The organism is Leifsonia sp. T36S-04 (assembly GCF_042465655.1).
In the GTDB taxonomy this organism is placed as follows: Bacteria; Actinomycetota; Actinomycetes; order Actinomycetales; family Microbacteriaceae; genus Leifsonia.
Genome location: NZ_CP146286.1, coordinates 1,318,722 through 1,339,850 on the forward strand (window position 1 = coordinate 1,318,722; position 21,129 = coordinate 1,339,850).

Annotated in this window: 19 protein-coding genes; all 19 read left to right on the top strand. The window is 71.5% G+C overall.

Going from position 1 to position 21,129, the window contains the following annotated elements; genetic code table 11:
• Positions 1–3: 3 nt before the first annotated feature.
• On the top strand, positions 4–1,317 hold the full coding sequence (locus P3F85_RS06445; protein ID WP_374010885.1) for a dihydroorotase: 1,314 nt from the start codon (positions 4–6) through the stop codon (positions 1,315–1,317).
• Entirely contained in the window at positions 1,310–1,852 is a 543-nt protein-coding gene (locus tag P3F85_RS06450) for a hypothetical protein (protein WP_374010418.1), read from the top strand. The genes P3F85_RS06445 and P3F85_RS06450 overlap by 8 nt, the downstream gene beginning before the upstream one ends.
• Complete coding sequence (gene carA / locus P3F85_RS06455) at positions 1,812–3,020, top strand: glutamine-hydrolyzing carbamoyl-phosphate synthase small subunit (RefSeq protein WP_374010419.1); 1,209 nt, start codon at positions 1,812–1,814, stop codon at positions 3,018–3,020. Before P3F85_RS06450 ends, carA begins: the two co-directional genes overlap by 41 nt.
• Positions 3,020–6,307, top strand: a complete 3,288-nt coding sequence (gene carB, locus P3F85_RS06460) for a carbamoyl-phosphate synthase large subunit (protein ID WP_374010420.1) — start codon at positions 3,020–3,022, stop codon at positions 6,305–6,307. Before carA ends, carB begins: the two co-directional genes overlap by 1 nt.
• Complete coding sequence (pyrF, locus tag P3F85_RS06465; protein WP_374010421.1) at positions 6,304–7,191, top strand: orotidine-5'-phosphate decarboxylase; 888 nt, start codon at positions 6,304–6,306, stop codon at positions 7,189–7,191. Before carB ends, pyrF begins: the two co-directional genes overlap by 4 nt.
• Complete coding sequence (gmk, locus tag P3F85_RS06470; protein WP_374010422.1) at positions 7,184–8,167, top strand: guanylate kinase; 984 nt, start codon at positions 7,184–7,186, stop codon at positions 8,165–8,167. The genes pyrF and gmk overlap by 8 nt, the downstream gene beginning before the upstream one ends.
• Positions 8,168–8,270: 103 nt before the next feature.
• Complete coding sequence (gene rpoZ, locus P3F85_RS06475) at positions 8,271–8,537, top strand: DNA-directed RNA polymerase subunit omega (RefSeq protein WP_374010423.1); 267 nt, start codon at positions 8,271–8,273, stop codon at positions 8,535–8,537.
• Between the two features lie 90 nt (positions 8,538–8,627).
• Positions 8,628–9,935 carry a bifunctional phosphopantothenoylcysteine decarboxylase/phosphopantothenate synthase gene (locus tag P3F85_RS06480; RefSeq protein ID WP_374010886.1) on the top strand — a complete coding sequence of 436 codons (1,308 nt, stop codon included), beginning with the start codon at positions 8,628–8,630 and terminating at the stop codon, positions 9,933–9,935.
• A 57-nt stretch (positions 9,936–9,992) separates the two neighbouring features.
• Entirely contained in the window at positions 9,993–11,186 is a 1,194-nt protein-coding gene (metK, locus tag P3F85_RS06485; protein ID WP_374010424.1) for a methionine adenosyltransferase, read from the top strand.
• 2 nt (positions 11,187–11,188) lie between these two features.
• On the top strand, positions 11,189–13,288 hold the full coding sequence (locus tag P3F85_RS06490; RefSeq protein WP_374010425.1) for a primosomal protein N': 2,100 nt from the start codon (positions 11,189–11,191) through the stop codon (positions 13,286–13,288).
• A gap of 143 nt (positions 13,289–13,431) precedes the next feature.
• Positions 13,432–14,358: a methionyl-tRNA formyltransferase gene (gene fmt, locus P3F85_RS06495; protein ID WP_374010426.1), complete on the top strand. Its 927-nt coding sequence runs from the start codon at positions 13,432–13,434 to the stop codon at positions 14,356–14,358.
• Positions 14,355–15,776: an RsmB/NOP family class I SAM-dependent RNA methyltransferase gene (locus tag P3F85_RS06500; protein ID WP_374010427.1), complete on the top strand. Its 1,422-nt coding sequence runs from the start codon at positions 14,355–14,357 to the stop codon at positions 15,774–15,776. Before fmt ends, P3F85_RS06500 begins: the two co-directional genes overlap by 4 nt.
• A 9-nt stretch (positions 15,777–15,785) precedes the next feature.
• Positions 15,786–16,472: a ribulose-phosphate 3-epimerase gene (rpe, locus tag P3F85_RS06505; protein WP_374010428.1), complete on the top strand. Its 687-nt coding sequence runs from the start codon at positions 15,786–15,788 to the stop codon at positions 16,470–16,472.
• Positions 16,473–16,492: 20 nt separating this feature from the next.
• Positions 16,493–16,756 (top strand): phosphoribosyl-ATP diphosphatase, encoded by a 264-nt coding sequence (locus tag P3F85_RS06510; RefSeq protein ID WP_374010429.1) that lies wholly within the window; start codon positions 16,493–16,495, stop codon positions 16,754–16,756.
• Between the two features lie 60 nt (positions 16,757–16,816).
• Entirely contained in the window at positions 16,817–17,656 is an 840-nt protein-coding gene (gene hisG / locus P3F85_RS06515; protein ID WP_374010430.1) for an ATP phosphoribosyltransferase, read from the top strand.
• The gene (gene hisF / locus P3F85_RS06520; protein ID WP_374010431.1) at positions 17,656–18,420 is read left to right on the top strand and encodes an imidazole glycerol phosphate synthase subunit HisF; all 765 of its coding nucleotides are present in this window, start codon (positions 17,656–17,658) and stop codon (positions 18,418–18,420) included. The genes hisG and hisF overlap by 1 nt, the downstream gene beginning before the upstream one ends.
• The gene (gene hisI / locus P3F85_RS06525) at positions 18,417–18,818 is read left to right on the top strand and encodes a phosphoribosyl-AMP cyclohydrolase (RefSeq protein ID WP_374010432.1); all 402 of its coding nucleotides are present in this window, start codon (positions 18,417–18,419) and stop codon (positions 18,816–18,818) included. Before hisF ends, hisI begins: the two co-directional genes overlap by 4 nt.
• Positions 18,815–20,371 carry an anthranilate synthase component I gene (locus tag P3F85_RS06530; RefSeq protein WP_374010433.1) on the top strand — a complete coding sequence of 519 codons (1,557 nt, stop codon included), beginning with the start codon at positions 18,815–18,817 and terminating at the stop codon, positions 20,369–20,371. The genes hisI and P3F85_RS06530 overlap by 4 nt, the downstream gene beginning before the upstream one ends.
• The gene (locus P3F85_RS06535) at positions 20,361–21,080 is read left to right on the top strand and encodes a Trp biosynthesis-associated membrane protein (RefSeq protein ID WP_374010434.1); all 720 of its coding nucleotides are present in this window, start codon (positions 20,361–20,363) and stop codon (positions 21,078–21,080) included. Before P3F85_RS06530 ends, P3F85_RS06535 begins: the two co-directional genes overlap by 11 nt.
• Positions 21,081–21,129 lie beyond the last annotated feature (49 nt).

A 21,129-nucleotide genomic window follows, 5' to 3' on the forward strand; every position in this document is an offset into this window, starting at 1 on the left:
AGTGTGCAGAGATTCCTGATCGGCGGCGCGACGCTGGCCGACGGCACCCGGACCGACCTGCTGGTCGACGACGGCCGGATCGTGGAGGCGGGCTCGTCTCTCAGCGCCGCCGGTGCGACGGAGATCGACGCGGACGGGCTGCTCGCGCTGCCCGGTCTGGTCGACCTCCACACGCACCTCCGCGAGCCCGGGTACGAGCAGAGCGAGACCGTCCTGACCGGCACGCGCGCCGCCGCCGCCGGCGGGTTCACGGCGGTGTTCGCCATGGCGAACACGTCGCCGGTCGCTGACACCGCGGGTGTCGTCGAGCAGGTGCTGAGCCTGGGGGAGGCCGCCGGGTACGCCACGGTGCGCCCGATCGGCGCGGTCACCGTCGGACTCGAGGGGGAGCGGCTGGCCGAGCTGGGCGCGATGGCCCAGTCGCGCGCCCGCGTCCGGGTCTTCTCCGACGACGGCAAGTGCGTCTCCGATCCGCTGCTGATGCGCCGCGCGCTGGAGTACGTGAAGGCCTTCGACGGGGTGATCGCGCAGCACGCGCAGGAGCCGCGGCTCACGGAGGGCGCCCAGATGAACGAGGGTGCGCTGTCCGGCGAGCTCGGCCTGGCCGGCTGGCCGGCGGTCGCCGAGGAGTCGATCATCGCCCGGGATGTGCTCCTCGCCGAGCACGTCGGCTCTCGCCTGCACGTCTGCCACGTCTCGACCGCCGGGAGCGTCGACGTCATCCGCTGGGCCAAGGCTCGTGGGATCGACGTCACCGCCGAGGTGACGCCGCACCACCTCGCGCTCACCGAGGACCTGGTCGGTGGCTACGACGCCCGCTACAAGGTGAACCCGCCCCTGCGCAGCCGCGAGGACGTGGAGGCGCTCCGCGCGGGGCTCGCGGACGGCACCATCGACATCGTCGCGACCGATCACGCGCCGCATCCCGTCGAGTCGAAGGACTGCGAGTGGGATGCCGCCGCGTTCGGCATGGTCGGGCTGGAGTCGGCACTGTCGGTCGTCCAGGCGAGTGTGGTCGACAACGGGATGCTCGGGTGGGACGACATCGCCCGCGTGCTCTCCGCGACCCCGGCCCGGATCGGCCGGCTGGACGGACACGGTGGCCCGCTGGTCGCGGGCGCGCCGGCCAACCTGTTCCTCTACGACCCGACGGCGTCGCGCACGTTCGCGACCGGCGACCTCGCGGGCAAGGGGGTCAACTCCCCGTACCTGGGCCTGACCCTCCCGGGCCGGGTCGTGGCGACCTTCCACCAGGGCCGTCCCACGGTCCTCGATGGAGCAGTCGTCGCTGCAGAGGAGGTGGGGGCACGTGGATAAGCTCCTCCCGACCCTGGGGATCCTGGCGGTCCTCGTGATCGTCCTGGCCCTCGCCATCGTGGGCTGGCGCCGGCGCGTCCAGCGCGACAGCGGATCCGGCGGCGGCTACTCCACCCCCGGAACGCTGAGCGCCCCGACCGCCGAGGCGGGCGCGCTCTACGTCGCCACCACGCGAGCCGGTCAGCACCTGGAGCGCCTCGCGCTCCCCGGCCTCGCCTACCGTGGCACGGCGACGGTGACGGTGCGGCCCGAGGGTGTCGCCCTCGCGGTGAACGGCGAGGCGCCGGTGTTCATCCCGGCCGCGGTCGTCGCCGGGATCGGCGCGGCGAGCGTCGCGATCGACCGGGCGGTCGAGCGCGACGGCCTGCTCCGCCTGGGCTGGACCACCAGCGGCGGCACCGCCGCCGACAGTTACTTCCGGGTCGTCGACCCGGCCGGCCGCGCGCAGCTCGCCGCGGCCATCGAACGAATCGTCCCGCGGGCGGATGCCCCGGATGAGGCGGGCACGTCCCGCCCGAACGACAAGGAGGTGTGACGTGCTCGCAGCAGAACCAGCGGTGCTCGTCCTCGAAGACGGAACGCGGTACGTCGGCCGGGCCTACGGCTCGCTCGGACGCACCCTCGGTGAGGCCGTCTTCGCGACCGGCATGACCGGCTACCAGGAGACCCTGACCGACCCGTCGTACGCGGGGCAGATCGTGCTCCAGACGGCGCCGCACATCGGCAACACGGGCACCAACGACGAGGACATGGAGTCGCGCCAGATCTGGGTCGCCGGCTACGTCGTCCGCGAGCCCAGCCGGGTCGTGTCCAACTTCCGCGCCCAGCGCAGCCTCGACGACGACCTGGTCGCCCAGGGCGTCGTCGGGATCAGCGGCATCGACACCCGTGCCGTGACGCGCCACATCCGCTCGGCCGGTGCGATGCGCTCCGGCATCTTCTCGGGCGACGACTTCGAGCTGAGCGACACCGAGCAGCTGGAGCTGGTCCAGGCCGGCGCCAAGATGACCGGTCGCAACCTGTCGGCCGAAGTGTCCACCGTCGAGCCGTACACGGTCCCGGCCGTGGGCGAGAAGGTCGGATCGGTCGCGGTCCTCGACCTCGGCGTGAAGAAGTCCACCCTCGAGAACCTCGCCGCCCGGGGCCTCGACGTGCACGTGCTCCCGCAGCAGGTGTCCGCCCAGGATGTGCTCGGGCTCGGCGTCTCCGCGCTGTTCTTCTCGAACGGCCCGGGCGACCCGAAGGCCTCGGACAAGCACGTCGCGCTGCTGCAGGAGACCCTGCGCGCGGGTCTGCCCTACTTCGGCATCTGCTTCGGCAACCAGCTGCTCGGCCGTGCGCTCGGACTCGACACCTACAAGCTGCCGTTCGGCCACCGCGGGATCAACCAGCCGGTGCTCGACAAGCGCACCGGGCGCGTCGAGATCACCGCGCAGAACCACGGCTTCGCGGTGAAGGCGCCCATCGATGCGGAGTTCGACTCGCCCGCCGGCTTCGGCCGTGTCGAGGTCAGCCACTTCTCGCTCAACGACCAGGTCGTCGAGGGGCTCAACTGCCTCGACCTGAACGCGTTCAGCGTGCAGTACCACCCGGAGGCGGCGGCCGGCCCGCACGACGCCAACTACCTCTTCGACCGCTTCCTCGACATGATCAAGGCGCAGAACGGCGTCGTGTCGACCCCCGACAGCCAGGAGAACAACTGATGCCCAAGCGCGACGACATCAACTCCGTCCTCGTCATCGGCTCCGGGCCGATCGTCATCGGGCAGGCGGTCGAGTTCGACTACTCCGGCACGCAGGCCTGCCGCGTGCTGAAGGCGGAGGGCGTGCGCGTCATCCTCGTCAACTCCAACCCGGCGACGATCATGACCGACCCCGACTTCGCCGACGCGACCTACGTCGAGCCGATCACCTGGGAGGTCATCGAGACCATCATCGCCAAGGAGAAGCCGGACGCGATCCTGCCGACCCTGGGCGGCCAGACCGCGCTCAACGCGGCCATGCAGCTGCACGAGCACGGCATCCTCGAGAAGTACGGCGTCGAGCTGATCGGCGCCAAGTTCGAGGCGATCCAGAAGGGCGAGGACCGCCAGATCTTCAAGGAGCTGGTCGTCGAGGCCGGCGCCGAGGTGGCGCGGTCGCACATCGCCCACACCGTGGAGGAGGCGCTCGAGTTCGCCGAGGACCTCGGCTACCCGCTCGTGGTCCGGCCGTCGTTCACGATGGGCGGCCTCGGCTCGGGCTTCGCGTACAACCCCGAGCAGCTGCGCCGGATCGCGGGTGACGGCATCCACCAGAGCCCGACCAGCGAGGTGCTGCTGGAGGAGTCCATCCTGGGCTGGAAGGAGTACGAGCTCGAGCTCATGCGCGACACGGCCGACAACACGGTCGTGGTCTGCTCCATCGAGAACGTCGACCCGGTCGGCGTGCACACCGGCGACTCCATCACCGTCGCGCCCGCGCTGACGCTGACCGACCGCGAGTACCAGCGGATGCGCGACATCGGCATCGACATCATCCGCGCCGTGGGCGTCGACACCGGCGGCTGCAACATCCAGTTCGCCGTGAACCCGGAGAACGGCCGGATCATCGTCATCGAGATGAACCCGCGCGTGTCCCGCTCGTCGGCGCTCGCCTCGAAGGCGACCGGCTTCCCGATCGCCAAGATCGCGGCGAAGCTCGCCATCGGCTACCGGCTGGACGAGATCCCGAACGACATCACCAAGGTCACGCCGGCGAGCTTCGAGCCCACGCTCGACTACATCGTCGTCAAGGTGCCGCGGTTCGCGTTCGAGAAGTTCCCGGCCGCCGACCCGACGCTGACCACGACCATGAAGTCGGTGGGCGAGGCCATGGCGATCGGCCGCTCCTTCACGAGCGCCCTGCAGAAGGCGCTGCGCTCGCTCGAGAAGCGCGGCTCGTCGTTCCACTGGGGCGCTCAGACCCGGACGGTTGAGGAGCTCCTCGCCTCCATCGCCACCCCGACCGACGGCCGGATCGTCGACGTGCAGCAGGCGCTCCGCCTGGGCGCGACGGCGGAGCAGGTGTTCGAGGCGACCAAGATCGACCCCTGGTTCATCGACCAGATCGTCCTCATCAACGAGGTCGCCGAGCAGCTCCGCGACGCGCCGACGCTGGACACCGAGACCCTGCGCTACGCGAAGGACCACGGGTTCTCGGACGCCCAGATCGGCGAGCTGCGCGGTTTCGGCGAGGCCGACGTGCGCGAGGTGCGCCACATCCTCGGCGTCCGCCCGGTCTACAAGACGGTCGACACCTGCGCCGGCGAGTTCCCGGCCCTCACGCCGTACCACTACTCGAGCTACGACCTGGAGACGGAGGTCGAGCCGAGCGACAAGCGCAAGGTCGTCATCCTCGGCTCCGGGCCGAACCGCATCGGGCAGGGCGTCGAGTTCGACTACTCGTGCGTGCACGCGTCGTTCGCCCTGCACGACGCCGGGTTCGAGACGATCATGATCAACTGCAACCCCGAGACCGTGTCGACCGACTACGACACCAGCGACCGGCTCTACTTCGAGCCGCTGACGCTCGAGGACGTGCTGGAGGTCATCCACGCCGAGTCGCAGTCGGGCGAGCTGGTCGGTGTCGTCGTGCAGCTCGGCGGCCAGACCGCTCTCGGCCTCGCGAAGGGCCTGGAGGCGGCCGGTGTGCCGATCCTGGGCACCACCCCCGACGCGATCGACCTCGCGGAGGAGCGCGGACTGTTCTCGGGCATCCTGGACGACGCCGGACTGGTCGCCCCCCGCAACGGCACCGCTGTCGACTACCCCTCGGCCGCGCACGTCGCCGAGCAGATCGGCTACCCGGTACTGGTGCGCCCGAGCTACGTGCTCGGCGGCCGGGGCATGGAGATCGTCTACGACACGGCCTCGCTGGCCGACTACTTCGAGCGCGTCGCGGGCCAGGGGATCGTCGGCCCGTCGCATCCACTGCTCGTCGACCGGTTCCTCGACGACGCGATCGAGATCGACGTCGACGCGCTGTACGACGGAGAGCGGCTGTACATCGGCGGCGTCATGGAGCACATCGAGGAGGCCGGCGTCCATTCCGGAGACTCGTCGTGCACGCTCCCGCCGATCACGCTCGGCCGTCGCGAGATCGACCGGGTGCGCGAGGCGACCGAGAAGATCGCCGAGGGGATCGGCGTGCGCGGCCTGCTGAACGTCCAGTTCGCGGTCGCTGCGGGTGTCCTGTACGTGCTGGAGGCAAACCCGCGTGCGTCGCGGACCGTGCCCTTCGTCTCGAAGGCGCTCGGCATCCCGCTCGCCAAGGCGGCCTCGCGCATCATGGTCGGCGAGACCATCGAGGGCCTGATCGCCGACGGGCTGCTGCCCGCGGAGGACGGCTCCCGCATCCCGATGGACTCGCCGGTCGCCGTGAAGGAGGCGGTGCTCCCGTTCAAGCGGTTCCGCACCGCCGAGGGCACCGTGGTGGACTCGGTGCTCGGCCCGGAGATGCGCTCGACCGGCGAGGTGATGGGGATCGACAAGGACTTCCCGACCGCGTTCGCCAAGAGCCAGTCGGCCGCGTACGGCGGGATGCCGCTGAGCGGGACCGTGTTCGTCTCGGTCTCCGACCGGGACAAGCGTGCCGTCGTGCTGCCGGTGCTGCGCCTCCACCAACTCGGCTTCGAGATCGTGGCGACCGAGGGCACCGCCGAGGTGCTCAACCGCAACGGCATCGCCGCCCGCATCGCGCGCAAGCACAGCGAGGCCCAGGAGAGCGGCGGCGACTCGATCGTCGACCTGATCACGCGGTCCGAGGTGGATGTGGTGATCAACACCCCGAGCGGGCGCTCGGCGCGCGCGGACGGGTACGAGATCCGCGCTGCGGCGGTCGCGGCGGACAAGCCGCTGTTCACGACGATTGCGGAACTGAGCGCTGCTGTCGCGTCCCTGGACGCCATCCGCGAGGGCTTCGACGTGAAGTCGTTGCAGGAGTACGCGCTGGACAGGGCCGCCCGAGCATGACCGAGGTTCCGGTGCCCGGATCCTCCTTCGGTGACCGGCTCGCGCGGGTGTTCGCCGAGCGCGGTCGCCTGTGCGTCGGCATCGACCCCCACGCCCACCTGCTGGAGGCGTGGGGGCTGCCGGCGACGGCCGACGGGCTGCGCTCGTTCGGGCTGACCGTGGTGGAGGCCGTGACCGGACGGGCCGGGATCGTCAAGCCGCAGGTCGCGTTCTTCGAACGGTTCGGCGCGGCCGGGTACGCCGCGCTGGAGGAGGTGCTGGCCGCTGCGCGCGCCGCCGGACTGCTGGTGATCGCCGATGCGAAGCGCGGGGACATCGGGACCAGCGTGACGGCCTACGCCGAGGCGTGGCTCACGCCGGGGGCGCCCCTGGAGGCCGACGCGCTGACCGTCGCGGCGTACCAGGGCGTCGGCTCCCTGGACGACCCGATGCGGCTGGCGCACCGGGCGGGCAAGGGCCTCTTCGTGCTGGCGGCGACCTCCAATCCCGAGGCCGCCGGTGTTCAGCAGGCGATCGTACAGACGGGGCCGTGGGCGGGGCGGTCCGTGGCTCGTGCGATCATCGAAGACGTGGATGCGTTCAATCAGCAGCAGTCGGGCTCTCGCCCGTTCGGGTCGGTCGGGCTGGTGCTCGGCGCGACCGTCGACCTGGCCGACTACGGGATCGATGTGGCGACGGCGGGGGAGCGGACCCCTGCCCTGCCGGTGCTCGCCCCGGGCTTCGGGCACCAGGGCGCGCGGGTGCAGGACGCCGCGCGCCTGTTCGGTTCCCTGGCGACCGGAGTGATCGTGAGCGAGTCGCGCGGTCTGCTCGGCGCGGGCCCCGACGGGCTCGCGGACGCGGTCGAGCGCCGTGCGGACGAGGTGCGCGCCGCCCATGTCTGACGCTTCCACTCGTGACGCTTCCACTCGTGGCGCCTCCACTCGTTCGGCCTCCACTCGTGGCGCCTCCACACGTCCGGCGCCTCCGGAGGTCGACCGGCAGGCTGCGTCGCAGGCCGCGGTCGCCGCACGGCGGGCGCGTGCTGCCGTGAAGGCATCCATCGCTGCTCGCGAAGTCTCGCCGCTCAGCGTCCTCGATCACGCGACGGCGGATCCGAACGGGGTGGAGGGCCGGCTGCGGGTGACCGAGTTCCTGCTCAGCGTCCCGGCCATCGGCGCGACCAAGATGCAGGAGGCGCTCGACCGTCTCTCCATTTCGCCCGCGAAGCGGCTCGGCGGCCTGGGCCGTCACCAGCGCCTGCGCCTGCGCCAGTTCTTGATCGAACGCGAGAACCGCAGCGCCCGAGCGCGAAACCGGCTCGTCGTGCTCGCCGGACCCACCGCGGTCGGCAAGGGCACCGTGTCCACGTACATCCGGGAGAACTACCCGGATGTGCTGCTGTCGGTCTCTGCCACCACCCGCGCTCCGCGCCCGGGAGAAGTCGACGGCGTCAACTACTACTTCGTCGACGACGCCGAGTTCGACCGCATGATCATCGAAGGCGAGCTGCTGGAGCACGCGACCGTGCACAACGCGTACCGCTACGGCACGCCGCGGGCGCCGATCGAGAAGGCACTCGCCGACGGCCGCAGCGTCCTGCTCGAGATCGACCTGCAGGGCGCGCGCCAGGTGCGGGCGTCGATGCCCGAGGCGCGACTGATCTTCCTGCTCCCGCCGACCTGGGAGGAACTGGTCCGGCGACTGATCGGCCGCGGCACCGAGGAGGCTCCCGAGCAGCAGCGCCGGCTCGAGACGGCGAAGGTCGAATTGGCCGCGCAGGACGAGTTCGACTACAAGGTCGTCAACCACGACGTCGCCGAGGCGGCCCGTGAGGTCGTAGACTTGATGAAGGTCCGCGCGGCGCCGTCGCGTCCGTGAGCCTTCTTCGCGCCCTCGCAGGCGCGCCCACCGTCCCCGGTCGCCTGACGCGGCCGTCGATCGGGGCATCGCGCCCGATCGCCCAGAGCAAGGAGCAGCCCGCATGGCAACCAACAACAAAGGCATCATCGACCCGCCCATCGACGAGCTCCTGTCGCGTGTCGACTCCAAGTACGCGCTCGTGATCTTCGCCTCGAAGCGAGCCCGTCAGATCAACGACTACTACGCCGACCTGCACGAGGGCAGCCTGTTCGACAACGTCGGCCCGCTGGTCGACTCGTCCGTCGACGACAAGCCGCTCTCCGTCGCCCTGCGCGAGATCAACGAGGACAAGCTCGTCGCGAAGCCGATCGCCGCCGCCGCCGAGTAGGCAGCATCCCGAGCACACAGCAGTAGAGCCGCAGACGACCGCAGCCGGGCAGCCCCCGGCCGAGGAGAGGTGCCGCCGTTGAGCCCACGATTGACCATCGTCGTCGGAGTGACCGGCGGCATCGCTGCGTATAAGGCTGTCGGTGTCATCCGGGCGCTGGTCCTCGAGGGTCACTCGGTGCATGTCGTCGCCACGGAGGCCGCGCTGCGGTTCGTCGGGCGGCCGACGCTCGAGGCGATCAGCCGCAATCCGGTCGCGACCGACCTGTACGAGGGTGTCGCCGAGGTGCGGCACGTCGCGATCGGCCAGTCCGCCGACCTCATCGTGATCGCCCCGGCGACGGCCAACACGATCGCGAAACTGGCCGCGGGCCTCGCGGACGACCTTCTGGGCAACACCGTCCTCGCCTCGACCGCACCGCTCGTCATCGCCCCGGCGATGCACACCGAGATGTGGCGCAACGCTGCGACGGTGGCCAACATCGCAACCCTCCGCAGCCGTGGCGTGACGGTCATCGGTCCTGCGAGCGGGCAGCTCACCGGCGCCGACTCCGGTCCGGGGCGGATGGAGGAGCCCGACGTCATCGTGCGGGCCGCCCTGCGCGCTGCAGGCGCCTCGCCGCGTGCGGTGGAGGCTCCCGCACCCGTGGCGCTCCCGGCGGCGTCCGGTCCGGCAGCGAACGACGTGGTCGTGCTGTCCGAACGGCGTCGCGCCAACGAGGCGGCGAGGCTGCCGCGCGGCGGGGTGGACCTGTCCGGCAAGCGCGTCGTGGTGACCGCAGGCGGCACCCGTGAGCCGCTCGACCCCGTCCGCTTCCTGGGCAATCGCTCCAGCGGCCGCCAGGGCGTCGCTCTCGCGAGCGCGGCCCAGGCGCGGGGCGCCGACGTGGTGCTCATCGCCGCGCACCTCGAGGTCGAGCCGCCCGAGGGCGTCGAGCTGATCGAGGTGCAGACCGCGCTGGAACTGCAGGAAGCGGTGCAGGAGGCGGCGCGCGCAGCCGACATCGTCATCATGACGGCCGCGGTCGCCGACTACCGCCCCGCCGAGACGCGCGAGGCGAAGATCAAGAAGTCCGACCACGGCGACACCCTGACTCTGGAGCTGGTCGCCAATCCCGACATCCTCGCCGGTCTCTCCTCCCGGAAGCACGATGGCCAGGTCGTCGTCGGTTTCGCGGCCGAGACCGAGCCGGACCCGCAGGCGCTCATCGAGCTCGGCCGGAGCAAGCTGGAGAAGAAGGGCAGCGACTTCCTCGTTCTCAATCAGGTCGGCTGGACGCACGGCTTCGCAACGGAGAGCAACGAGGTCGTGGTCCTGCGAAAGGGCGGCGATATAGTGATGGAGGCCTCGGGCAGCAAGCTGTCGGTGGCCGACCGTATCCTCGACGTCATCGCATAACGCGCACACGCTGACCGATCCGGTCGCGTCCTGAAGCCCCGTCGACCAGGGAGAACCATGGCAGATCTGCGTCTCTTCACGTCCGAGTCCGTCACCGAGGGACATCCGGACAAGATCTGCGACCAGATCTCCGACAGCATCCTGGATGCACTGCTCACCGTCGACCCGCACAGTCGCGCTGCGGTCGAGACCCTCGTCACGACCGGTCTGGTGCACGTGGCGGGCGAGGTCACCTCGAAGGGCTACGTCGAGATCCCGGCGCTCGTCCGCAACAAGCTCGTCGAGATCGGCTACGACTCGTCCGACGTGAGCTTCGACGGCACCCAGTGCGGCGTCTCCGTGTCGATCGGCGCGCAGTCGCCGGACATCGCGCAGGGCGTCGACAACGCGCTCGAGACCCGCGCCGAGCAGAGCATCGACGACCTCGACCGCCAGGGCGCCGGCGACCAGGGCATCATGTTCGGGTACGCGACCACCGAGACCCCGCAGTACATGCCGCTGCCCATCTGGCTCGCGCACCGCCTCGCGGAACGCCTCGCCGAGGTCCGCAAGAACGACACGCTCGACTACCTGCGCCCGGACGGCAAGACCCAGGTGACGATCGGCTACGAGGGCGCGGTACCCAAGTCGGTGCAGACGGTCGTACTTTCGACGCAGCACGCCCCCCACGTCTCCAACGAGCGGCTGCAGGCCGAGATCGTCGAGGAGGTCATCAATCCCGTCCTCCACGGCGCCGGGCTCGAGACCTCGCACGTGCGCACCCTCATCAACCCGACCGGACGGTTCGAGATCGGCGGCCCCAAGGGCGACGCCGGCCTCACCGGCCGCAAGATCATCGTCGACACCTACGGCGGCGCCTCCCGGCACGGCGGCGGCGCCTTCTCGGGCAAGGACCCGTCGAAGGTCGACCGCTCCGCCGCCTACGCCATGCGGTGGGTGGCGAAGAACGCCGTCGCGGCGGGACTCGCGGACCGGCTCGAAGTGCAGATCGCCTACGCGATCGGCAAGGCGGCGCCCGTCGGCCTCTACGTCGAGACGTTCGGAACCGCGAAGCTGCCGGAGGAGCGCATCATCGCCGCCATCCGCGAGGTGTTCGACCTGCGTCCGGCCGCGATCATCCGCGACCTCGACCTGCTGCGGCCGATCTATGCGCGGACCGCGACGTACGGCCACTTCGGCCGCGAACTTCCCGAGTTCACGTGGGAGCAGCTCGACCGCGTCGACGACCTCCGCTCGGCCGCAGGGATCTAGCGGTGGCGGCGGCCGCACGGGTCGCCCGGGTGGTCCTCGACTCGCCGCTCCCGCAGCTCGACCACCTTTTCGACTACGCCATCCCCGAGGAGCTGACCGCCGACGCGGTGCCCGGCGTACGCGTCCGTGTGCCACTCCGCTCCGCAGGCCGGGTCGCCGACGGGTACCTGGTCGAGGTGGGCGAGCCGGATGGCGGGTTCGAGGGGACGCTGAGCCCGCTGGAGGCGGTCGTGTCGCCCGCGCGCGTCCTGACGCCCGGAGTCTGGCGGCTGGCCCGGCGCCTCGCCGATCGGAGCGCGGGCACCGCGAGCGACATCCTGCGCCTCGCCGTGCCCGGCCGCATGGTGCGCGTCGAGAAGACCTGGCTGGCTGCGCGCGCCGCGGCCTCCGCCGCGACGTCCGCAGCGGCGTCGAGTGGTGAGTCGTCGTCGGAATCCGCATCCAGTGGCGACCAGATGTCGCAACTCGGCGGGGGCGACGCCGGGGCGAACGGGGTCGTCGTGCGGGGGTACGAGGGCCGGGTGCTGCAGGATGCAGTAGCTGCGAACGAGCGGATCGCCCTGCGCGCGATCCCGCGGCTCGTCCCGCTGCCCGACGGAACCTGGGTCGGGGAGTGGGCCGTGACCCTCGCGGCGCTGGCCACCGATTGCTGGGCCGGCGGCCGCACGGCGATCGTCGCCGTGCCCGACCACCGCGACCTGGAGCAGCTCGCCGCCGCCCTCGCGGCCATCGCGCCGCCGGAGGCCGTGGTCCGCGCCGATGCCGGCCAGCCCAACACCGACCGCTACCGTGCCTTCCTGGAGGCTCTCTCTGGCCCGCGCATCGTCATCGGGAATCGTTCCGTCGTCTACGCGCCCGCCGAGCGCCTGGGTCTCCTCGTCGTCTGGGAGGACAGCGATCCGCTCCATGCGGAGCCGCTCAGCCCGTACGTCCACACCCGCGACGCGGCGCTCGTACGCCAGGAACTGGAGGGGTGCGCGCTCGTGCTGAGCGGCAATATCCGGAGCGTCGAGGCGCAGCGCCTGGTCGAACTCGGCTGGCTGCGCGACATCGGGCCCGAGCGTGCGGTCACCGCGAAGGTGGTGCTCACTGCGAATCAGCAGGCGCAGGAGCCGATGGCCCGCGCCGCGCGCATCCCCTCGACGGCCTGGCGAGCCGCGCGGGAGGCGCTGAAGGGCGAGAGCGGACGCCCGCCCGGGCCGGTGCTCGTGCAGGTCGCGCGCCCCGGCTACGCGCCCGTGATCGCCTGCGCCAACTGCGGGAAGGCGGCCCGCTGCACCTACTGCAAGGGTCCGCTGCACCAGTCGCGCGCGGGTGCGCCACCCTCGTGCACGGTCTGCGGCCGGCTCGCCGCCGACTGGACGTGCGAGCACTGCGAGCACCGCACCTTCCGCATGGTGACCGTGGGCTCCGGCCGCACAGCGGAGGAGCTCGGCCGGGCGTTCCCCGGCACGCGGGTGATCCTGGCCGACGGCGACCATCCCGTCCAGCGCATCGGCGCCGCCCCCGCCCTCGTCGTTGCGACCCGCGGCGCGGAGCCCATCGCCGAGGGCGGCTATCAGGCCGTGCTGCTGCTCGACGGCGAGCGGATGCTCGCGCGGGAGAGCCTGCACGTCGCCGAGGACTGCCTGCGCTGGTGGCAGAGCGCGGCCACGCTCGCCGCTCCCGGCGCGCCGACGGTGCTGGTCGGTGTCTCGGGTCCGCTGGCCCGGGACTTCGCGACCGGCCGGGTCGTCCCGTTCGCGCACGAGGAGCTGGTGGACCGCCGCGAGCTGCGATTCCCCCCGGCCGTGCGGCTCGCGTCGGTGACCGGCGCGGAGGCGACCGTGCGTGAGGTGGTGGATGCGGTGGACCCTTCAGTGCTCATCGACGTGCTCGGCCCCGCGCCGGTCGAGGACGACCGTGCCTCGGTCCGCTCCGGTACCGACCTCGTCCGCGCCGTGCTGCGTTTCGACTACGCGCACGGCGCCGATGTCGCGGCGGGGGTCCGCGCCGCGGTCGTCAAGAACGCGACCCGCCGTCGCCGCGCCCCGGCGGGCAAGGCGGGGTTCCGTCCCGCGCCGACGCTCCGCGTCCGCTTCGACGACCCCGAGATCCTGTAGCACCCCGCTCCCGGCATCCAGGGGACGCAACACGCCGCTACGCCGCGGCGATAACGGCGTGTTGCGTCCCATGGATGCCCCGGGCGGGCACCGGCCGCGCGGAGTAGGGTGGTTGGTCGTCCCAACCGAAAGAACCTTCCCCCATGCGCATCGTCTTCGCCGGCACTCCGGCCGTCGCCATCCCGTCGCTCGAGGCCGTCGCAGCCTGGCACGAGGTGGTCGCCGTCGTCACCCGTGAGGATGCGCCGCTCGGCCGCAAGCGCGTGCTCACGCCGTCCCCGGTCGCCGAGGCCGCCGAGCGACTCGGTCTCCCGGTCGTCAAGGCGAACCGTCTGGGCGACGAGGTGACCGAGCGCATCCGGACGCTGGCGCCGGATCTCGGCGTGGTCGTGGCCTATGGCGGCCTCGTCCGCGAGCCGCTGCTGTCGCTCCCGCGCCTGGGATGGGTCAACCTCCACTTCTCGCTGCTTCCGCGCTGGCGGGGTGCGGCGCCCGTGCAGCACGCCGTGATCGCGGGCGACACCGAGACCGGCGCGGCCGTCTTCCACCTCGTCCCCGAGCTGGACGCGGGTGATGTGTACGCCGAACTACGGCGTCCCATCGGCGCCGACGAGACCGCCGGCGAGCTGCTGACCGCGCTTGCGGCCGAGGGTGCGATCCTCCTCGCGGACACCGTCGACGCGCTGGCGGCGGGGACCGCGCGGGCCGTCGCACAGGAGGGGGAGGTCGTCCTCGCCCCGAAACTGACGATCGACGACGCGCGTCTCGACCTGACGCAGCCCGCCGAGACCGTGTACGCGCGACTGCGCGGCGTCACGCCGGAACCGGGAGCATTCGCCCTTCTGGGTGAGGAGCGGTTCAAGATCCATGCCGCGCGGCGGACGGAGCACGAGACCCTGCTCGAACCGGGGACCGTGGAGGCGCGCGCTGGTCGCATCCTCGTCGGGACAGGAACCGACCCGCTCGAACTGGTGGCCGTCCAGCCCGCCGGGAAGCGCTCGATGGCGGCCGCCGACTGGCTCCGCGGCGCGTCCCAGGCCGCGGGCGAGGCCGGGGTGGTGCTCTCATGAGCGGTCCCCGCCGCAGCCCGGGCAAACCGGGCAGCCAGAACCGGGCGCCCCAGACGCACGTTCAGCCCGCGCGTCGCGTCGCGTTCGAGGTCATCCAGGCCGTCCGCGAGTCGGACGCGTACGCCAACCTCCTGCTGCCGACCCGGATCGCCCGCGCGGCGCTGTCGCCGGGCGATGCGGCCCTCGCCACCGAGCTGACGTACGGCACCCTGCGCATGCAGGGCTACTACGACCGGGTCATCGAGATCGCGTCGGGTCGTCCGGTGGACCAGATCGACCCGCCGCTCCTGGACGTGCTGTGCCTGGGCGCCCACCAGCTCCTCGCCACGCGGGTCGCCCCGCACGCGGCCGTCAACGAGTCGGTGGGTCTCGCCCGCACGGTCAGCAGCCGCTCGGGCACCGGCTTCGTCAATGGCGTGCTGCGCGAGATCGGCCGCCACACCCCGGACGAGTGGCGGCTGGAGGTCGCGTCGCGCGCGAAGAACGACGACGACCGCCTCTCGGCGCTCTACTCGCACCCGGTCTGGATCATCCGTGCCTTCCGCCGCTCGCTCGACGCGGAGGGGCGCGTGGAGGAGCTGGAGGCACTGCTGGAGGCCGATAACACCGCGCCGCGCGTCAACCTGATCGCACTCCCGGGCCTCATCGACGCACCCGATGACGCGCGTCCCGATCGTTATTCGCCTCCGGGCTTCACGGCCGGCGGGGGAGACCCGCACCGGCTGGTGGAGGAGTCGGGCGGCCGTTTCCGCGTCCAGGACGAGGGCTCGCAGCTGGCAGCGCTCGCGCTGACCCGCGCGCAGCCGGTCCTCCCGGGTGAGCGCTGGCTCGACCTGTGCGCCGGTCCCGGCGGCAAGGCGGCCCTGCTCGCCGCCGAGGCGCTGGCGGGCGGCGCGACCCTCGTCGCCAACGAGCTGGTCCCCGCGCGGGCCGAGCTGGTGCGCCGCGCGCTCGCTCCCGTCCCGCTCGACGTGCCCGTCTGGGAGGAGGACGGCCTCACGGTCGGCGGCACGCATCCCGAGAGTTTCGACCGCATCCTGCTGGACGCGCCGTGCACCGGCCTCGGTGCCCTCCGCCGGCGGCCCGAGGCGCGCTGGCGCAAGACCCCGCGCGATGTCAGCGAACTGACCGAACTGCAGGCCGGGCTGCTGGATTCGGCGGTCGCCGCGCTGAAGCCGGGCGGCCTCCTCGCCTACGTGACCTGCTCACCGCACATCGCCGAGACGCGCGGCATCGTGACGGCCGCACTCGAACGGCACGCGGGCGTGCTGGAGCAGGAGGAGACGGCCGCGGCCGTACAGGGATTCGCCGTCGAACGGCTCGACCTCGCGGGCGACCCGGCGACCGTGCAGCTCTGGCCGCACCGGCACCTGACCGACGCCATGTTCATCGCGCTGCTCCGCAAGCGGTCCGCCTAGGCTGGGAGCATGGCACCCTCCGACGACCGCATCGATCCGCGCGTCCGCATCAACCCGAGCATCCTGGCGGCCGACTTCGTCAACATGCAGAGCGAGGTGCAGCGGATCGCCACGGCCGACCTGGTGCACGTGGACGTCATGGACAACCACTTCGTCCCCAATCTGACCTTCGGGCCGCAGATGGTGGGCCGCATCCAGGATGTGAGCCCGGTGCCGCTCGACGTCCACCTGATGATCGACGACCCGGACCGCTGGGCGCTCGGGTACGCCGAGCTGGGCGCGTACTCGGTGACGTTCCACGCGGAGGCGGCCCACGATCCGGTCTCGCTGGCGCGGCGCCTGCGGGCGATCGGCGCGCGGGCCGGCATAGCGGTGAAGCCCGGCACGTCCGTCGAGCCCTACCTCGACCTCCTGGAGGAGTTCGACCAGGTGCTCGTGATGACCGTGGAGCCGGGGTTCGGCGGCCAGTCCTTCATGCCGGAGACCATGCCGAAACTGGTGTCGTTGCGGGAGGCCGTCACCGCGCGCGGCCTCGATGTCTGGCTGCAGGTGGATGGCGGGATCACCGAGGAGACCATCGTCACGGCCGCCGCCGCGGGCGCCGACACCTTCGTCGCAGGCTCCGCCGTCTTCCGCGGCGACCCCGCCGAGCGGATCGCCTCCCTCCGGGACGCCGCCCGCGCCCACGCCCACTGACGCACCGCTACGCTAGAACGGTGAAAACCTTCGACGACCTCTTCGCCGAACTCGACGAGAAAGCCCGCACGCGCCCCGAGGGTTCCGGCACGGTCCGCGAGCTCGACGCGGGCGTGCACGCCATCGGCAAGAAGATCGTCGAGGAGGCCGCAGAGGTGTGGATGGCCGCCGAGTACGAGTCCGACGACGCCCTGGCCGAGGAGGCCTCCCAGCTGCTCTACCACCTGCAGGTCCTGCTGCTGGCGAAAGGCCTGACCCCGGCCGACGTGTACCGACATCTGTGATGGGCTGCGTTGCCCGATGAGCATCCCCTCCACTCGTTCGATCACACGAAAGACTTCACCATGCTGAAGATCGCCGTCCCCAACAAAGGCTCCCTCTCCGAGACTGCAGCGCAGATGTTGCACGAGGCCGGCTATGTCGGCCGCCGCGACCCGAAGGAGCTCATCGTCACCGACGCCCGCAACGGCGTCGAGTTCTTCTACCTACGCCCGCGCGACATCGCCACCTACGTCGGTTCGGGCGCGCTCGATGTAGGGATCACCGGGCGCGACCTCCTCCTCGACTCCGGCTCACCCGCCGCAGAGATCGAGGGGCTCGACTTCGCCGCCTCCACGTTCCGCTTCGCGGGCCCGGCCGGTGTCTTCACGGAACTGGCCGACCTGGAGGGCACGCGGGTCGCCACGAGCTACCCCGGTCTGGTCGGGGCGTTCCTCGGCGAGCACGGCGTCAGCGCCACCCTCATCAAGCTCGACGGAGCGGTGGAGTCGGCGGTGCGGCTGGGCGTGGCGGACGCGGTCGCCGACGTCGTCGAGACGGGTTCGACGCTCCGCAAGCAGGGACTCGAGATCTTCGGCCCCGTCATCCTCGAATCGGAGGCGGTGCTGATCTCGTCGCAGGCTCCGGCTGCTGGCGTGGACACGCTGGTGCGCCGGCTGCAGGGCGTCATGGTGGCGCGCCAGTACGTGCTGATCGACTACAACCTGCCGGTCGCGCTGCTAGAGAAGGCGGTCGCGCTCACTCCCGGCGTCGAGTCGCCGACGGTGTCCCCGCTGGGCGAGCCCGACTGGGTGGCCGTCCGCGTCATGATCAAGCGCGACCAGACCAACCACATCATGGACGACCTGTACGAGCTGGGCGCGCGCGCCATCCTGGTCACCTCCATCCACGCGGCGCGGATCTGATGGGCGTCGCGGTCCGGGTGATCCCCTGCCTCGACGTGGCCGCGGGCCGCGTGGTGAAGGGGGTCAACTTCCAGAACCTCCGCGACCAGGGCGACCCGGTCGAACTGGCCGCGAAGTACTTCGAGCAGGGCGCGGACGAACTGACCTTCCTCGATGTGACCGCCACCGTGGACGACCGCGCCACCACCTACGACGTGGTGCGTGCGACGGCCGAGCAGGTCTTCATCCCGCTGACCGTCGGTGGCGGCGTGCGCAGTCCGGAAGACGTCGCCAAGCTGCTCGGTCACGGGGCCGACAAGGTCGGCGTCAACTCGGCGGCCATCGCGCGTCCCGAGCTGATCTCCGAGATCGCCGGCCGCTTCGGCGCACAGGTGCTCGTGCTGTCGCTGGATGTGAAGCGCTCGGCGGCTACCCCCTCCGGCTTCGTGGTCACCACGCACGGCGGACGCACCGAGACCGACCTCGATGCGCTGGAGTGGGCGGCGCGCGCGATCGAGCTCGGCGCGGGGGAGCTGCTGGTCAACTCCATCGACGCCGACGGCACCAAGGAGGGCTTCGACCTGGAGCTCATCCGCGCGATGCGTGGCCTCAGCAGCGTGCCCGTCATCGCCTCCGGCGGCGCGGGCCGCGTGGAGGACTTCGTGCCGGCGATCCAGGCGGGTGCGGACGCCGTGCTCGCCGCGAGCGTGTTCCACCAGGGGCAACTCACGATCGACCAGGTGAAGGACGAACTGGCTGCGGCCGGGATGGAGGTGCGCCGATGAACGCCACCACGAACTCGACGAACTCGACGACGGACGCGGTGCTGGAGCGCATCCGCTTCACCGACGCCGGCCTGGTGCCCGCGATCATCCAGCAGTGGGACACCCGCGAGGTGCTCATGATGGGCTGGATGGACGCGGAGGCCTTCCGGCGCACCATGAGCGAGGGCCGCGTCACCTTCTGGTCGCGCTCCCGCAAGGAGTACTGGCGCAAGGGCGACACGTCGGGCCACGTGCAGTACGTGAAGGGCGCCGCGCTCGACTGCGACGGCGACACGCTGCTGGTGACGGTCGACCAGATCGGAGCGGCGTGCCACACCGGTACGCACACCTGCTTCGATGCGGATGTGCTCGACCCGGCGATCGGCGCGAGTCCCGACATCGAGGCGGCCGACCTGTGAGTGCCGCCACGAAGATCGACACGGCCGCCGCCACGACGAGCCGGGCCGAGTTCGACGCCCTCGCCACGGATCACCGGGTCGTGCCCGTCATCCGCGAGCTCTTCGCCGACGGTGAGACCCCTGTCGGCATCTACCGCAAGCTCGCGGCCGGACGGCCGGGCACCTTCCTCCTGGAATCGGCCGAGCAGGGCGGCATCTGGTCGCGCTTCTCGTTCGTCGGGGCCGCGTCGTTCGGCGTGCTCACCCAGGCCGGGGAGGACGTCCTCTGGCTCGACTACGGACTGCCGGCCGAGCGGGCACTCGGCAGCGCCGCCTCCCTCCGCCCCCTGGAGGCTCTCGCCGCGCTGCACGCGCGGTGGCAGACGCCGCGCATCCCGGGCCTCCCGCCCCTGACCGGCGGCCTCGTCGGTTTCATCGGCTGGGAGGCGATCCGCCAGATCGAACGGCTCCCGGATGCCCCGCCGGCGGACGTGGATGTGCCCGGTCAGGCGCTCGCCTTCGTCGCCGATCTCGTCGTGGTCGACCACCGTTCGGGCACCGTGAAGCTGATCGCCAACGCGCTCGCCGACGGCACCGACGACGCCGACGCGCTGTGGGCGGACGCCCAGCAGCGCCTCGACCGGATGCAGCGCGAGCTCGCCCAGCCGTCGGAGGCATGGCTCGCCGACGTCGACCTGGGCACGCCCGCCGACCCGGTGTCGCGCACGCGCCACGAGGACTTCCTGGCGGCCGTGGTCACGGCCAAGCAGCGCATCATCGACGGCGACATCTTCCAGGTCGTCATCTCGCAGCGCTTCGAACTGGAGTGCACCGCACCGGCCCTGGATGTGTACCGCGTCCTGCGTGCGCTCAACCCGAGCCCCTACATGTACCTGCTCTCGCTGGAGAAGCCCGGCGGGGAGCACTACGAGATCGTCGGCTCGTCTCCGGAGGCGCTGGTGAAGGTGCAGGAGGGGCGCGCGTTCACGCATCCCATCGCCGGTTCCCGTCCGCGTGGCGCCACCCCGGAGGCGGACCTCGAACTCGAGGCCTCGCTGCTCGCCGACGACAAGGAGCGCGCGGAGCACCTCATGCTCGTCGACCTGGCCCGCAACGACCTGCTCAAGGTGTGCGAGGCGGGCACGGTGGAGGTGACGGAGTTCATGCGGATCGAGCGGTTCAGCCACATCATGCACATCGTGTCGTCCGTCGAGGGCGACCTGCGGCCGGATGCCAGCGCGATCGACGTGTTCCGGGCGACTTTCCCGGCGGGGACGCTCTCGGGCGCGCCCAAGCCGATGGCGCTCCGGATCATCGACGAGCTGGAGCCGGCGCAGCGCGGCGTCTACGGCGGCGTGATCGGCTACTTCGACTTCGCCGGGGACGCCGACCTCGCCATCGCGATCCGGACCGCGACCATCATGGACGGCGTGGCGCGCGTCCAGGCCGGCGGGGGACTGGTCGCCGATTCGGTGCCCGAGAGCGAATTCCAGGAGTCGCAGAACAAGGCGGCGGCGCCGTTGCGCGCGGTCGCGGTCGCGAACGCGATGAAACGGGTCTCCTGTGCCGAATAGTCAGAGCGCCGGCCGTCGCGCGAAGTACCTCACGATGCTGCTTCTTGTCGTGGGCAGCGGACTCGCGCTGCTCGCCGCGACCCAGCCGTGGTTCACGATCCGTCTGACGGACACCGCCAACCACTCGAGCACGATCACGGTCGCGGGCTCCGTCGCCGCGCCCGCGCTGACCGCGCTGGCGCTGGCGGGGCTCGCGCTCACCGCGGCTCTGGCCATCGCCGGTCCCGTCTTCCGCATCGTCCTCGGTGTGCTCGGCGTCCTCCTGGGCGTATCCGTGCTGATCTCCGCGATCACGGCGGTGTCGGATGCGGTGCGCGCGTCGGCGTCCGCGATCACGACGGCCACCGGAATCGCCGGGGATGCGTCCATCCGCCACCTCGTCCACTCGGTCGAGACCCAGTTCTGGCCGTGGCTCGCGATGGTCGCGGGCGCCCTGATCGTCCTGGCCGCCGCGGCCGCCGTCGTGTTCGCCCGGCTGTGGCCAGGGTCGTCGCGCAAGTACCAGACGAGATTCGCCGGCGAGGACGGTCGCCCTGCGGACGAGGTCCTCTCCGAGGCGTCCGGGACGGACCGGGGGGACGAGGTGCCGTCGGTCGGCAACGCCGATGACACGCCCGGCGCCACATCCGACGGCCCCGCTGCGCTGGACCGCGACACCGCCATCGACAGCTGGGATGAGCTCACCCGGGGCGACGACCCGACGCGGTGAACCACTAGACTGGTGGCGTTCCATCCCCGTGCGCGTCATACGGCGCGCA